Origin of the sequence: Actinomadura xylanilytica, from assembly GCF_030283145.1 — a bacterium.
Taxonomy (GTDB): Bacteria; Actinomycetota; Actinomycetes; order Streptosporangiales; family Streptosporangiaceae; genus Spirillospora; species Spirillospora xylanilytica.
This window is the reverse complement of the sequence record NZ_JASNWE010000003.1, coordinates 761,450-776,452: the sequence shown is the minus strand read 5'-3', so window position 1 is coordinate 776,452 and position 15,003 is coordinate 761,450. Positions and strand designations below refer to the sequence as shown.

The following is a 15,003-nucleotide window of genomic DNA, read 5'->3' as shown; positions in this document are numbered from 1 at the left end:
GGGTCCCTAGGGTGGCTTCCGTCATGCGAATCCTGCACACCTCCGACTGGCATCTCGGCCGCTCCTTCCACCGCGAGGACCTCCTGTCGGCCCAGGCCGGCTTCGTCGACCACCTGGTCGAGACCGTCCAAGCCGAGCGGGTCGACTGCGTGCTGATCTCCGGCGACGTCTACGACCGGGCGCTGCCCGCCGTCGACGCCGTCCGGCTCTGCAACGCCGCGCTCGAGCGCCTCGCCGCGCACACCCGGGTGGTGCTGATCGCGGGCAACCACGACTCGGCGCACCGGCTCGGATTCGGGTCGGCGCTGATGGACGAGGCGGGCGTGCACCTGCGCACCGACCTGGCGCGGGTGGGCGAGCCGGTCCTGGTCGGCGACGCCGCGATCTACGGCGTCCCCTACCTGGAGCCCGAGCTGGTCCGGCACGACTGGGAGCTGCCCGAGCGCAGCCACGCGGCCGTCCTGACCGAGGCGATGCGCCGCGTCCGCGCCGACGCCGCCGAGCGCGGCCCGGGCACCCGGTCGGTGGTGCTGGCCCACGCGTTCGTCACCGGGGGAGAGGCCAGCGACAGCGAGCGCGACATCTCCGTCGGCGGCGCCTCGAACGTCCCGGCCGGGGTGTTCGACGGGATCGACTACGCGGCCCTCGGGCACCTGCACGGGCGGCAGCGGATGACCGAGCGGATCCGCTACTCCGGCTCGCCGATCGCCTACTCCTTCTCCGAGGAGCACCACACCAAGGGGTCGTGGCTGATCGACCTGCGCGAGGGCGGGATCGGCGCCGAGTTCGTCGAGGCGCCGGTGCCGCGCCGCCTGGCCCGCGTCGCGGGGCGGCTGGACGACCTGCTCACGAGCGCCGAGCACGACCGCCACGAAGACCACTGGTTGCAGATCACGCTCACCGATCCGGACCGTCCGGCCGCGGCGATGGAACGGCTCCGCCGCCGCTTCCCGCACGCCCTGGTGCTCGGCTTCCGGCCCGAGAACGAGCGGGCCGCGAGCGCCCGCACCTGGTCCGAGCGGGTCACCGGACGGCCCGAGATCGACATCGCCGGCGACTTCGTCGCCGAGGTGACCGGCGGCCCGGCGTCCCCGGCCGAGCGCGACCTGCTGCGCGAGGCGTTCCAGAGCTGCCGGCACAAGGAGGCCATGGCGTGAGCGACCTGACGGAGGGCGCCGCGTGAGGCTGCACCGCCTGGAGATCACCGCGTTCGGCCCGTTCTCCGGCACCGAGGAGATCGACTTCGACGCGCTCTCCGACGCCGGGCTGTTCCTCATCCAGGGCCGCACCGGCGCGGGCAAGACCAGCGTGCTCGACGCCGTGTGCTTCGCGCTCTACGGCCAGGTCCCCGGCGCCCGCAACGCGGTCAAGGGGCTGCGCAGCGACCACGCGCCGGACGGGCTCGGCCCGCGCGTGGTGCTGGAGACCACCATCCGGGGCCGCCGCCTGCGGGTGTCCCGCTCGCCCGCCTGGGACCGGCCCAAGCTGCGCGGGTCCGGCGTCACCACCGAGAAGGCCAGGGTCGTCCTCGAGGAGCGCGAGCCGGGCGGCTGGGTCGGGCTGTCCACCCGGCTGGACGAGGCGGGCGACCTGATCTCCCGGCTGCTCGGCATGAACCCCACCCAGTTCTGCCAGGTCGCGCTGCTGCCGCAGGGCGAGTTCGCCGGGTTCCTGCGGGCCGGCGCCGACGAGCGGCGCAAGGTGCTGGAGCGGCTGTTCGCCACCGAGGTCTTCACCCAGGTCGAGAAGTGGCTCGCCGACCGCCGCGCCGCCACCCGCCGCGAGGCCGCCGAGCTGAGCGGGGCCGCGGCGTCCATCGCCGAGGCGATCGCCGAGACCACCGGCGCCCGCCCGCCGCACGGTCGGCGCCTCGTCCCCGAGCCGCGGCAGGGCGAGCCGCTCCTCGAACCGGTCGAGACGCTCCCCGCCTGGGCGACCGAGCTCGCGGCCGGGCACGACGCCGTCCGCGCCATCGTCGAGGACCTGCGGGCCGAGGTCGCCGCCACGTTGACCGCCGCCCGGTCCGCCGCCCAGCGCGGCGCCGACCTCGCCGAACGGCAGCGCAGGCACGCCGGGGCGCTCGCGCGCCGGGCCATGCTCCGCGAGCACGCCGAAGAGCGGTCCGACCTCACGTCCCGGCTCGACACCGCGGCCCGCGCCGACCGGGCCGCCTCGCCGGTCCGCCACGCGGCCGAGCGGGCGGGCCGGGCCGCCGAGACGCGCCGCCGCGCCGACTACGCCCGCGCGCAGGTCAACGCCCTGGTCACGCCGAACGCCGCGTGGGACGTCCTGGCCAAGTCCGAGAGCGCCCGCCGCGAGGAGGCCGCCGCCCTCGACGCCAGGCGCGGCGACGTCGCCCGGCTCCGGCAGATCGACGCCGACCGCGCGGTCAACGCCCGCCGCGTCGAGCGGGCCGCCCCCGAGGAGGCGCGGCTCACCGCCGCCGTCGCCGAGCTGCCCGCCCGGGTCGAGGCCCACCGCGCCGCGCTTGACGAGGCCAGGCTCGCGTCCGCCGGACGGCAGGGCGCCGAGGCCGCCGTGACCGAGATCGCCCACCGCCTCGACGCGGCCCGCCGCCGCGACCGCGTCGAAGGGCTGCTCGCCGCCGCCGATGAAGCGCGCAGCGCCGCCATCGACGCGGCCCAGCGAGCCCGCGACCGCGTGCAGGACTTGCGGCAGGCCCGGCTCGACGGCATGGCCGCGGTCCTCGCGGCCGAGCTGGCCGACGGCGAGCCGTGCCGCGTCTGCGGGTCCCGCGAGCATCCCGCGCCCGGCGCGTCCCTCGCCGACGTCCCCACCGAGGAGGGGGTCGAACGCGCCCAGGCCGCGTACGAGCGGGCCCAGGCCGCGCGCGAGACCGCGGCGTCCGAGGTCGAGAGGCGCCGTGCCGAGCGCGACGCCCTGGTGGAGATCGCCCGCGACCTGACGCCCGCCGCGCTCGGCGACGAGCTCGCCGCGGCGAAGCAGGCCCTCGCCGCCGTCGACGCCAGGGCCGCCGAGGCGGTGGAGCTGGAAGGCGCCCTCCACCGCGCCCAGCGCGAGCTCGACGAGACCCGCGACCGGCGCGACCGGCTCGTCCGGGAGCTCGCCGGGCTCCGCGCCGGTGACGGCCCGCTGCTCGCCGAGCGCGACCGGCTCAGCGCCGAGCTCGACCGGGCCCGCGGCGACGACCCGACGCTGGAGGCCCGCGTCGACCGCCTCGTCGGCGAGGCCGCCGCGCTCGCGGACGCCGCCGACGCGCTCCGGCTGGCCGAGCGCGCCGCCGAGGAGCTCGCGGGCGCCCGCGACCGCGCGGCCAAGGCCGCCCGCGACGAGGGCTTCCGCTCTCCCGACGAGGTGCTCGCGGCCGAGCTGTCCGACGAGGACCAGGCCGTCCTGCGCGACCGGATCCGCCGCTTCGACGACGAGGAGGCCGCGATCCGCGACCTCCTCGCCGACCCGGCGCTGCGCGCCGCCGCCGCCGAACCCGCCCCCGACCTGCCGTCCCTCCAGGCCGCGCTCGACTCCGCCGAGTCGGCGCACACCGCCGCCGCCTCGGCCGCCGACCGCGCCCGGCAGCGCTGCGACCGCCTCGCCGACCACCGCGCGCGCCTGGCCGCCGCCGTGGCCGCGTGGCGTCCGGCCGCCGAACGGCACGAGGTCGCCGAGCGGATGGCGGGCCTGGCCTCCGGCAAGTCCACCGGCAACCGCCGCGACATGTCGCTGTCGGCCTACGTGCTGGCCGCCCGGCTCGAGCAGGTCGTGGCCGCCGCCAACGACCGCCTCGACCGGATGTCGGCCAAGCGCTACGCGCTCGTCCACACCACCGACAAGGCCGCCGGCGACCGCAGCAAGGGCGGCGGCGGACTCGGCCTGCGCGTCGCCGACGCCTGGACCGGCCTCGACCGCGACCCGGTCACGCTGTCCGGCGGCGAGTCGTTCATCACCTCGCTGGCCCTGGCCCTCGGCCTCGCCGACGTCGTCACCGCCGAGGCGGGCGGCACCGAGATCAACACCCTGTTCGTGGACGAGGGCTTCGGCACCCTCGACGAGGAGACCCTCGACGAGGTCATGGACGTCCTGGACGCCCTCCGCGACGGCGGTCGCGCCGTCGGCATCGTCAGCCACGTCGCCGAGCTGCGCGCCCGCATCCCGGCCCAGCTCCGGATCACCAAGCAGCGCGCGGGCTCGACCGCCACGGTCGCCGTCTGACCGGCGGCCCGCCCGCCCTCTACGGCTTGCGGCCGACGCCCGCCAGGAGCCAGCCGGACGCGGGCTCGTGCGGGCGGTCGGGGCGCCATTCGGGGGCGTTCACCAGGCCGGGTTCGAGGAGCTCGAAGCCGTCGAAGTAGCCGGCGATGCGTGCGGGGGGCCGCAGCGAGACCGCGACCCCGTTCGCCCGGACCAGCTCGGCGGCGGTGTCGCGCTCCGCGGGAGTGATCACCGCATCGGTCAGGTCGCACACGACCAGGTGCCCGCCGGGCGCCATCGCGTCGCGGAACGCGCGGACGGTGGCCTCCGGGTCGTCCGCGTCGGTGATCAGGTCGAGCACGGCCGTCATCAGGACGGCGACGGGCCGGCCGAAGTCGATGAGGGCGGTGACCTCGGGGTGGGCGAGGATCTCGTGGGGCCGCCGCGCGTCGGCGCGCACGGCGGTGGCCCGCGGCACCGCGTGCAGCAGCGCCTGGTAGTGCACGACGGCGACGGGGTCGTGGTCGACGTAGACGACGTCGGCGTCCGCGGCGACCTGGTGCACGTTGCCCTTGCCGGGCAGGCCGCAGCCGATGTCGAGGAACTGGGTGATACCGGCGTCCACCAGGTGCCGGACGGCGCGGCGCATGAACTTGCGGTTCTCGCGGGGCAGCAGCCGGGCGGCGGGGAACGTCTGGAACGCGCGGATGGCCGCCTCGCGGTCGGGCCCGTAGTTGTCCTTGCCGCCCAGGGAGAAATCGTAGATCCGGGAGGCGGCGGGACTGCCGAAACCGAGATCCGGCGCATCGCGTTCTGTCATGGTCGTCCCCTCGACTGGGAGCGGGAGGTGGGTCGAGGAAGACCTACATTAGTGGATCGTTGATCACAGAGTGCCGATCCGGGGTGAGCCGTCCGCGATCGTCGGCATCCGCCGCGGCGCCCGCGGACGGCGGCGCCCGCGGGCACCGCGGGCCGTGAGGACGGGCGGCTACAGGTAGAGGCCGGTGCCGTGCTCGGGGCGCTCGCTGGCGATGGCGTGCAGGTCGCGCTCGCGCATGACGAGATAGTTCTCGCCCTGGATTTCGACCTCGTACTGCTCCTCGGGGTGGAACAGCACCCGGTCGCCGACCTTGACCGTGCGCGCGTGGTGGCCGACGCCGCAGACCTCGCCCCAGACGAGGCGGTTGGACTCCTCGACGGTCGCGGGGATGACGATCCCGCCGGTGCTGCGCCGCTCGCCACCGTCCTTGTCGGCCTTGATCATGACCCGGTCGTGCAGCATCTGGACTTCGAACTTGGCCTCGGACACGCTGGGAGTTTATCCACCTTCGCGGGGCAGGGCGGACCACGCGTCCGCGATGATCTCCGGAAGGCCGGACCGCTCCGGCCGCCAGCCGAGGTCGCGGCGGATCGCGCGGGCGTCGCAGACCAGCAGCGGCGGTTCGGGCCGCGGCGGCCTGCGGACGACCGGGACCGCGCGTCCGGTGGCCAGCTCGACCGCGGCCACGACCTCGGCCACGGAGGCGCCCCGGCCGGTGCCGACGTTGTAGACCCGCTCCTCGCCGGGCCGCACCGCCGTGCTCTCCAGGGCGCGGACGTGCGCGGCGGCGAGGTCGTCGACGTGCAGGTACTCGCGGACCGCCGTGCCGTCCCCGTTGACCTCCAGGTGCGGGGCGCGGCCGGCGGCGACGGCGAGGGCCTTCGGGATGAGCCGGGTGAGGTCGGGGTCGGGACGGCCGTCGACCGAGCCCGCGACGTTGAAGGCGCGCAGCACGACGGCCCCGATCGCGCCGGTGCCGGCGTGGAAGCGGACGGCCTGCTCGGCGGCGAGCTTGGACGCGCCGTACGGGCTGGTGGGCGCGGCCGTCTCGGTCTCGGGGATCGGCTGCCGCGCGGGCGCGCCGTACACCGCGGCGGTCGACCCGTACACCAGGCGGGTCCCGGTGGGGAGGGACTCCAGGAGGTTGACCGTTCCCTGCACGTTGGCGGTGAAGAACCGCAGCGGCTCGGCGAACGACTCGCGGACCCGGGTCAGCGCGGCCAGGTGGCACACCGCGTCATAGGGGCCGCCGAGGACGGCACCGAGCCCGGCCGCGTCGAGCAGGTCGCCGATGACCGGCCGCACCCCCGGCGGCAGGGGCCGCCCGGCGTCGCGGACCAGGCCGCTCGTCTCGTGCCCGGCGGCGGCCAGGCGCCGCGCGACCGCATATCCGACATAGCCCGCCGCACCCGTGACCAGGATCTTCATCAGGCCAGCATCTCCTGGTCAGGGCAGCGAGGCAACGCGCGCGTACACGCCGGGGTAGCCGGGCCGGGCGCAGCCGTACGCCCAGGAGGTGAGCGCGACGAGGCGGCCGTTCGCCAGCAGCGGCCCGCCGCTGTCGAACTGGCAGGTGTCGGCCTTGGGGGATCCGGCGCACAGCATGTCGTCGGCGTCGAACGACCCGCCGTACGCGCGGGCGCAGGCGGCGCCGCCGGGCAGGGGGACGTCCGCGGCGCGCAGCCGGGTGTTGAACAGGTCGCTCTCGGAGGTGGTGCCCCAGCCGAGGACCCGGCCGGTGCTCGCGCCACCGGGGGCGCCGAGCGCGACGGGCGCCCGTCCGACCTCGCGGTCCAGGGTCAGCACGGCGAGGTCGTGGTGCCCGACGGTCTCGTCCTTGAAGCGCGTCTCGCGGTACCCGGGATGGATCCGCACCGACCGGACCCGGGCCGTCTCGCCGTCCCTCCCGCCGAGGTCGGCGCGGCCGAAGGTGGCCGACAGCAGGCCGGGCAGGTCGCGGAACAGCGTCACGCAGTGCGCGGCGGTGAGGACCCGGTCGCGGGCGATCAGCGCGCCGCCGCAGAACTGGCCGGCGGGCCGGACGAAGAACAGCGGGGACCCGATGGCCGCCAGCCAGGGGGCGGGGGCCGCGGGGCCGCCGCCGATGACGGCGGCGGCGGAGGAGGAGGCGGGGGCGAACACGGATCCGAGGGCGAGGGCGAGAGCGCCGAGGAGGGCCGGTGCGGCGGCCCGGCGGGAGGGGAGGGCCATGACGGCAATGTAATCGCGGATCGCCGGCGGGTCAGCCGATGGAGCGGACGCGTCCGCCCGCCGCCGCGCGCCGGGCGCCCTCGCGGTCCGCGGCGGGCGGCTCGTACCTCGGGAAGGCGGCCAGCGCGGCCAGCGCCAGGACGAAGCCGCCCACCCGCAGCAGGAACGGCACCGGGTCGGACGGCCAGTGCTCGCCGAACAGCACGGTGCTGCTGAGCACCAGGTAGGTGCGTCCGATCACGGTGAGCACGGTCGCGACGATCGCGACCCGGCAGCGCTGGAGCGCGATCTGGAGCTGGATCAGGGCGAGCCCGGCCAGCCCGAGGGTGAGGTAGGGGTAGGGCGAGACCAGCACCGCGCCGATGCTGCCGGTGTCGTGGTAGACGATCGAGATGCCCCGGATGCCCGCCTCGCCGAGCCCGGCGCACGCCCCGGCGCCGATCCCGTAGGCGACGCCCGCGAGCTTGCGGGCGTGCCGGCCGCCGGCCCGGCGGTCGCCGACCAGCCAGACCAGGCCCGCGATGACCAGCGCCGGGACGATCACCGCGAGCATCCGCCAGGGCGCGACCAGCGTGTCGGTCAGGCGCGCGTCGGCGTGCAGCCGGTGCTCGGACCCGGCGGACAGGCCGATCAGCACGGTCGCGCCGACGAACAGCGCGACGCTGGCCCACTCCCGGGCGTTCAGCCGCTCGCCGAGGAACCCCACCGCGTAGGCCACCAGGAAGACCAGGCTGACCGCGAAGACGGGCTGCGCGACGGCCAGCGGCATCGCGCTGAACGCCACCACCTGGTAGCCGAGACCGAGGAAGAGGATCAGCCCGCCGCCGAGCCAGAGCGGGCTGGTGAGCATCTGCCCCACCGCCTGGAACGGGCGGCTCCCGCGCAGCGGCGGCATCCTGGCGGCGGCGAGCCGGAAGACCAGGAACGCGATGTAGTACGCGGTGGTCGAGAGCAGCGCGAGGGCGGCGTGGCCCAGTTCGTGACCCATCGGGAGGACCTCTCGGCGGAGCGGTGATGTCACGTGGTCGGATCGCCCCCGAACCGACGATCTGCCACCCTGCCCTGTCCGGCGCTCCGTGACAAGGCCGTAACGCGTGGGCCCTCCGTCCGGAATCCGCGCCGTCGCCGCGCGTGCCGTCGCCGCGCCCCGCCGTCCGCCCGCGCCCCGCCGTCCGCCCGCGCTCAGTCGTACCGGCGGCCCGCCCGCGAGGACACCTTCGCGATCAGCTCCGGCGGCACCAGCCGGGAGAGCGCGACGATCGCCTTGTACTGGGGGCTCGGCACGCTGACCAGCCGCCCGCGCCGCAGGTCGCGCAGCGCGGCGTCGACGACCCGGTCCCGGTCCAGCCACATGAAGTCCGGGACGCCGGACATGTCCATGTGGGCCCGCTGATGGAACTCGGTGTGCACGAACCCCGGGCACAGCGCCATGACCCGCACGTTCCGCGCGCCCGCGCGTCCGGCGATGTCGGCGGCCACCCCCTGGGTGAAGCTCACCACCCACGCCTTGGACGCGCCGTAGGTGCCGCGCGAGGCGAACGCCGCCACCGACGACACGTTGACGACCCCGCCCCGGCCCCGCTCGAGCATCCCGGGCAGCGCGGCGTGGGTGAGCCGGAGCACCGCCTCACAGTGCACCCGCAGCATCGTGGTCTCGGCGCTGACCGGCACGTCGAGGAACAGCCCGTTGTTGCCGAACCCGGCGTTGTTGACCAGCAGGTCGACGCCCTTGCGGACGCGCTCCTCGGCGGCGGTCAGCCCGTCCGCGGTGTCGAGGTCGGCGGCCAGGACCTCGGCGCGGACGCCGTAGGCGTCGCGCAGTTCGGACGCCGTCCGCTCCAGGCGGGCGCCGTCGCGGGCCAGCAGGACCAGGTCGAACCCGTCGGAGGCGAGCCGGCGGGCGAAGGCGGCGCCGATCCCCGCGGTCGCGCCGGTGATGAGAGCAGTGGGCATGGGGTCGAGCCTACGTGTGCGGCGGGAGCCGGCGGGCGCGGAAGTGGCGCGGGTCGGGACGGCGGGTCGCGCGGCGGTAGGCGAAGGTGAAGCCCGGCCAGTTGTTGACCACCGTGCCGTCGGCGGTCATGTACCAGCTCTCGCAGCCGGCGTCCCAGACCGTGGAGCGCAGCCGTTCGCGCATCTCGCGGGTGAAGGCGTCCTGGACGTCCGGCCGGACGTCGATCCAGGCGAGGCCGGCCCGCCGCATGGCCTCCACGCAGCCGGTCACGTAGCGGAACTGCGATTCCAGCATGTAGATGATCGAGTTGTGGCCGAGGTTGGTGTACGGCCCGTACAGCAGGAACAGGTTGGGGAACCCGCTCACGGTGATGCCGAGATGCGCCTGCGCGCCGTCCCGCCAGGCCTCGTTCAGCTCGCGCCCGTCCAGCCCGGTGATCTTCATCGGGGCGAGGAACTCGGTGGCCCGGAACCCGGTGGCGTAGATGATCACGTCCACCGGGTGCGTCCCGGACCGGGTCTCGATCCCCGCCGGGGTGATCCGGGTGATCGGGCTCGTGACCAGCTCGACGTCCGGCCGGGACAGTGCCGGGTAGAAGTCGTTGGAGATCAGGATGCGCTTGCAGCCCATCGGGTAGCCGGGGACCAGGGCCTCGCGCAGCCGCGGGTCGGCGACCTGCCCGTCCAGGCTGCGGCGGAACCTGCGCTCCAGCGCCCTCATCAGGACCGGGTACTTCACGAACCCGAGCGCGCGCAACTCGTAGGCCGCGTAGGTCTTGGCGCGGCTCAGCGCGTGCAGGCCCGGGACGGCCCGCAGCGCCGCCCGCTCCCAGCGCCGGTACGGCCGGTCCGGCTTGTCGATCACGTACGGCGCGGACCGCTGGAACAGCCGCACCGACGCCGCCTCCGCCGCGATCTCCGGGACGACCTGGACCGCGCTCGCCCCGGTGCCGACCACCGCGACCCGCTTGCCGCGCAGGTCCGCCCCGTGGTCCCAGCGGGCGGTGTGGAAGCTCGGCCCGGCGAAGTCCCCGCGACCCTCGATGGCGGGCAGCTCGGGACGGTTGAGCTGCCCGCACGCCGAGATGAGAACGGGCGCCTCCAGCTCGCCGCCGGTGGTCGAGACCCGCCAGAGCCCGCGCTCCTGGTCGAACCGCGCCTCGGTCACCTCGGTGCCGAACCGGATCAGCGGCAGGACGCCGTGCTCGCGCGCGCAGTGCCGCAGGTAGTCGAGGATCTCGGGCTGCGGCGGGAACCGGCGGGTCCAGTCGGTCTTGGGCTCGAACGAGAAGGAGTACAGGTGCGAAGGGACGTCGCAGGCGGCGCCGGGGTAGGTGTTGTCGCGCCAGGTGCCGCCGAGGTCGTCGGCCTTCTCCAGGACGACCAGGTCGCGCACGCCGGCCCGCTTGAGCCGGATCGCCATGCCGATCCCGCCGAACCCGCTCCCGATGATCACTGCGTCGTGCCTCATCGCCATCCCGGATCCCGTTCTGTAGCGGTTCCTCCGAGGGTAAGTGACCCGGAGGTCACTGAACAGCCCGCCGGCCCGGGGACGACTCTGTCGGCGGTCTCTGCCAGGATCCCCCAATCGGGACCGTCCGTCCGGCGGCCCCCCACCGGATCTGGAGGAACGCCCGATGGACACCGCGGCCCGCCTGCTGCGCCTGATGACCGGACCCCCTTTCGAGGACCCGGACCCGCACGCCGCCTGGACCGAAATGGAGCGGATCTCCGACGAGGAGCTGGGCACGCTGGTGCCCGTCGCGTACCGGGTGGGCGCGAAGAGCGAGCTCCCGCATGCGGTGGGCGTCCGGTTCGCGGTGGAGGCGGCGTTCGCCGAACGGCAGGCACGCTTCACGCCCGAGGCGTGCCGGGCGATGTTCGACGCGCTGGTCGCCGGGTTGACCGAGCGTAAGTGGGCCGACCTCGCGCGGGGCAGCGCGGCCGTGGTGCGCTGTACCGGCCCGCTGCCCGACGTCGCGGACGCCGCGCGCACCCTCGTCCACTTCATGCTCGACAACGACCGCGTCGACAAGATGTACGCGCTCTTCGCAGCGGCGGGCCTCGCCGACGTCGACGCCGGGGACGGGGACGGTGCGGTGGGCGAGACGCTGCGCGCGGTCGTCGAACGGGCCGGGCGGGGCGCCGGGCCCATCGCCCTCGACCAGTTCGACGTCATCGCGGGCCTCGACCCCTTCGGGCAGGCGCTGCTGTCGGAGGCCGAGTCCGCCGGGTCCTACGGGACGCCCCCGGTGCTGCCCGGCCTGTGGTCCCGGATCGCCGACCTGCCCGCCTACTCCGCGTTCGCCCGGCGGGCCCTCGAGGCCGCCGCCGAACGGGCCCGCGCCATCCAGGCCGGCGAGATCACCTACCGGGCGGACAAGGCGTTCGACACCGCCGAGGTCGGCGCCCTCGGGCACGCCGCCCGCCTCGCCCTGTGCCGCGACGAGCCGTGGCTCCCCGGGCTGCTCGACCGCCTCCTGCACGACATCGCGGTGGCCCCGACCGCCGCGAAGTCGCTGCCGTCCCAGGCGCTGCTGTACGAGATCGTCCGCGCCGGGGAGGAGTTCCCGACCCCCGAGCTGGTCACGTCCCTGCGCACCGTCCGGACGGTGGTGCGGCACGCCGGGGTGCCCAAGCGGCTCGACAAGATGCTCAAGCGGGTCGAGGCGGCCCTCGCCGAACGGGCCGAGGTCGCGCTGCGGCTGCCGGGTCTCGGCTTCGGGCCCGGCGGCGAGCTGCGCCGGGCCGCCGGCGAGTACGAGGGCGTCGTCACCGTCGCGGACGACGTGCGGCTGACCTGGTGGAAGGACGGCGCGCCGCTGCGCTCGGTCCCGGCCGCCGTCCGCCGCGACCACGGACCCCTGGTCGCCGAGCTGCGCGAGCTGGTGAAGCGGGTCCGGGTCCAGCTCGCCACGCTCGCCCGCGCCCTGGAGGGCGGCTTCTCGGCGGACGGCGTCCACCCGTACGCGCGGTGGCGCGACGAGCTGGCCGGGCATCCGATCGCGGGGACGGTCATCGGGCGGCTGATCTGGGAGGTCGAGACCGCGCCCGGTGTCTGGTCCGCCGTCCTCCCCGCGGCGGGCGGCCTCCCGGACGCGGCCGATGACGCGCCGGTCCGGCTGTGGCACCCGATCCGCGCCACCCCGGAGCAGGTGGGCGAGTGGCGCGACCTGATCGTCGAACGCCGGATCAGGCAGCCGTTCAAGCAGGCGTTCCGCGAGATCTACCCGCTCACCCCGGCCGAGCAGGAGACCCGCCACCATTCCAACCGGTTCGCCGCGCACCTCGTCCGCTACCGGACGATGGCCGCGCTGTTCAGGGCGCGCGGCTGGAAGAGCGGGTTCCTCGGCCCCTGGGACGGCGGCGGCGAGGACGAGGCCGAGCGCGTCCTCGGCGCGGGGGAATGGCTGGTCCGCTTCCGGCACGGGCTCGCCGACCACACCGTGGACGACCGGCTCGCGTCCACCGACCGGGTCCGCTTCGCCCGCCGCGCGGACGGCGCCTGGCGGGACGCGCCGCTCGCCGACGTCCCGCCGCTGGTGTTCAGCGAGGCGATGCGCGACGTCGACCTGTTCGTCGGCGTCACCTCGATCGCGGCCGATCCCGACTGGGACGGCTCCGGCACCGCCCGCGCCTACTGGGAGCGGGCCGCGTTCGGCGAGCTGACCGAGAGCGCCGAGGTCCGCCGGGACGCGCTGGCCCGGCTGCTCCCCGGCACCAGGATCGCCGACCGGTGCGAGCTGGACGGCCGGTTCCTGGTCGTCCGCGGCGACCTGCGCACCTACAAGATCCATCTCGGCTCGGGCAACATCCTGATGCGGCCGGACGACTCCTACCTGTGCATCGTCCCCGCGAGCGGCGGGGCCGGCGGCGCTGTGTTCCTCCCGTTCGAGGAGGACCGGCTCACCGTGATCCTCAGCAAGGCGTTCCTGCTGGCCGCGGACACGAAGATTACCGACCGGTCGATTCTCGCGCAGCTCCACCGGAGCGCCTGACCGCACCTGCGAACCCCGCGCATACGGTGCGCCGCCCGCGCCTCATGGCCGTCCCGCCCGCGCCTCATGGCCGTCCCGCGCACGGTGGCGCCGTCCCGCGCACGGTGGCGCCGTCCCGCGCACGGTGGCGCCGTCCGCGGGCGGTCAGCCGTCCGCAGGCGGCGGGGCGCCCGGGTGCACGGGGGCGTCCGGGGGCGGACGGCCGAGCAGGCCGAGCTCGTGGGCGCGCAGGCCCGCCTGGAAGCGGGAGGCCGCGTCCAGCAGGGTCAGGATCTCGGCGACCCGGCGCCGGTAGGTGCGCAGCGACAGGCCGAGCCTGCGCGCCGCCGCCTCGTCCTTGAACCCGCCGCCGAGCAGCCGCAGGATCTCGCGGCTCTCGCCGCTCAGCGCGGGCGGCCGGTGCCGGCGGTACTCGGCGAGGTCGGTCGCGGCCTCCCAGGTCGCCCAGTAGAGCGACCGGACGCTGTCGACGACGCCCTTGGACCGGACCACGGTGAACTCGCGGACCCCCGCCACCTGCGGTCCGGCCAGGATCGCGACCCGCCGGTCGACGATGATCGTCTCGTGCGGCAGCGCGGTGCCGCAGATGCGGACCCGGGCGCCGTGCCGGGAGAGCTCCAGCAGGTGCCGCTCGGACTCCTCGTCGGCGAGCGCGGCCGGAGTGTACAGCTTGAAGGCGGCCGGGCCAGGGCCCCGCAGCCGTTCGGCGATCAGCCGCTCGCGGACGCCGGGCAGCTCCCACGTCCGCAGGTCGGTGGCAGCGCAGGCGAACTCCTCGCGGGCGTCGAACAGCCGCCCGGCGCGTTCGGCGAGCTCCCGCTCGCCGCGCAGGATCACGTTGCGGTCCAGGTCGAGGGTCATCACGCCCAGTCTGCGGTGGGCCGGGGACCAGGTCAAACCTGGCAGCATGCTGCCACCGGTTCGGCCCGCCGGAGGGTCCCGCAGCACAGTGGACGGCATGACAACGAAGATCGACGCCGCCGAGCGCGGCCACTGGAACCTGGGCGGCGACCTGCGGATCTCCCGGATGGGCTTCGGCGCCATGCGGCTGCCCGCACGGGACCTCACCGGCCCCGCCAACGACCGCGGCACCGTGCTCGGCGTGCTGCGCCGGGCGGTGGAGCTCGGCGTGGACCACATCGACACCGCCGCGTTCTACTCCCGCGACGCGCTCGCGGCCAACGAGCTGATCAAGGAGGCGCTGCACCCCTACCCGGACGGCCTGGTGGTCGCCACCAAGGTCGGCCCCGGCAAGCGTCCGGGCGACCCGGTCCCCTCCTACGAGATGGGGCCCGGCGAGCTGCGCGCCGAGGTCGAGCGGAACCTGCGCGAGCTCGGCCTGGACCGGCTCGACCTGGTCTACCTGCGCGTCGGCTCCATGCACGGGCCCGACGACGGCTCGCTCGGGGAGCGGTTCGAGGTGCTGGCCGGGCTCCGCGACGAGGGGCTGATCCGGCATCTCGGGGTCAGCAACGTCTCCCTCGCGCAGCTCGCCGAGGCGCAGGCGATCGCGCCGGTCGCCGCCGTCCAGAACCGCTTCGACGTGACGCTGCCGCAGGACGCCGGGCTGCTCGCGGCCTGCGAGAAGGACGGCATCGCCTACGCGCCGTACTTCCCGCTGGGCGGGTTCGGGATCCCGGGCGACGCGCGGGTCAAGGAGATCGCCGTCCGGCATGGCGCGACGGTCCCGCAGGTGCTGCTGGCCGGGCTGCTCGCGCTGTCGCCGGTCATGCTGGCCATCCCCGGCACCTCGTCCCCCGCCCACCTGGAGGAGAACCTCGGCGCCGCCGCGCTGCGCCTGACGGCGGAGGATCTCGCCGGGCTGGCGCGCTGAGCACCGCCGGGACGCCC

The 15,003-nt window shown here is 75.5% G+C and carries 12 protein-coding genes; 4 read left to right on the top strand and 8 right to left on the bottom strand.

Annotated elements, in window-relative coordinates; translation table 11 throughout:
- The first annotated feature begins 23 nt into the window (after positions 1-23).
- Positions 24-1,157, top strand: a complete 1,134-nt coding sequence (locus tag QP090_RS21190; RefSeq protein ID WP_285940857.1) for an exonuclease SbcCD subunit D — start codon at positions 24-26, stop codon at positions 1,155-1,157.
- Positions 1,158-1,179: 22 nt separating this feature from the next.
- Positions 1,180-4,191, top strand: coding sequence for an AAA family ATPase (locus QP090_RS21185; protein ID WP_285940856.1), 3,012 nt, complete (start codon positions 1,180-1,182; stop codon positions 4,189-4,191).
- Between the two features lie 19 nt (positions 4,192-4,210).
- On the opposite strand, the gene QP090_RS21180 is transcribed toward QP090_RS21185, so the two are convergent.
- The 7 genes from QP090_RS21180 to QP090_RS21150 form a co-directional block, all read right to left on the bottom strand.
- Complete coding sequence (locus tag QP090_RS21180; protein ID WP_285940855.1) at positions 4,211-4,990, bottom strand: SAM-dependent methyltransferase; 780 nt, start codon at positions 4,988-4,990, stop codon at positions 4,211-4,213.
- A 168-nt stretch (positions 4,991-5,158) separates the two neighbouring features.
- Positions 5,159-5,479, bottom strand: coding sequence for a GroES family chaperonin (locus QP090_RS21175; protein WP_285940854.1), 321 nt, complete (start codon positions 5,477-5,479; stop codon positions 5,159-5,161).
- Between the two features lie 9 nt (positions 5,480-5,488).
- Complete coding sequence (locus QP090_RS21170) at positions 5,489-6,418, bottom strand: NAD-dependent epimerase/dehydratase family protein (protein WP_285940853.1); 930 nt, start codon at positions 6,416-6,418, stop codon at positions 5,489-5,491.
- An 18-nt stretch (positions 6,419-6,436) separates the two neighbouring features.
- On the bottom strand, positions 6,437-7,201 hold the full coding sequence (locus tag QP090_RS21165; protein WP_285940852.1) for a serine protease: 765 nt from the start codon (positions 7,199-7,201) through the stop codon (positions 6,437-6,439).
- A 31-nt stretch (positions 7,202-7,232) separates the two neighbouring features.
- Positions 7,233-8,189 carry a DMT family transporter gene (locus QP090_RS21160; RefSeq protein WP_285940851.1) on the bottom strand — a complete coding sequence of 319 codons (957 nt, stop codon included), beginning with the start codon at positions 8,187-8,189 and terminating at the stop codon, positions 7,233-7,235.
- A 194-nt stretch (positions 8,190-8,383) separates the two neighbouring features.
- The gene (locus QP090_RS21155) at positions 8,384-9,154 is read right to left on the bottom strand and encodes an SDR family NAD(P)-dependent oxidoreductase (protein WP_285940850.1); all 771 of its coding nucleotides are present in this window, start codon (positions 9,152-9,154) and stop codon (positions 8,384-8,386) included.
- Between the two features lie 10 nt (positions 9,155-9,164).
- A complete protein-coding gene (locus QP090_RS21150; protein WP_329521453.1) occupies positions 9,165-10,625 on the bottom strand; it encodes a flavin-containing monooxygenase in 1,461 nt (486 codons plus the stop codon).
- Between the two features lie 166 nt (positions 10,626-10,791).
- On the opposite strand from QP090_RS21150, the gene QP090_RS21145 reads away from it, so the two are divergent.
- Positions 10,792-13,152, top strand: coding sequence for a DUF4132 domain-containing protein (locus QP090_RS21145; protein WP_285940848.1), 2,361 nt, complete (start codon positions 10,792-10,794; stop codon positions 13,150-13,152).
- Positions 13,153-13,296: 144 nt separating this feature from the next.
- Here QP090_RS21145 and QP090_RS21140 read toward each other — a convergent pair whose 3' ends face one another.
- Positions 13,297-14,013, bottom strand: coding sequence for a helix-turn-helix transcriptional regulator (locus QP090_RS21140; RefSeq protein ID WP_285940847.1), 717 nt, complete (start codon positions 14,011-14,013; stop codon positions 13,297-13,299).
- Positions 14,014-14,110: 97 nt separating this feature from the next.
- Here QP090_RS21140 and QP090_RS21135 point away from each other — a divergent pair, with 97 nt between their 5' ends.
- Positions 14,111-14,986, top strand: coding sequence for an aldo/keto reductase (locus tag QP090_RS21135; protein WP_285940846.1), 876 nt, complete (start codon positions 14,111-14,113; stop codon positions 14,984-14,986).
- Positions 14,987-15,003: the final 17 nt, after the last annotated feature.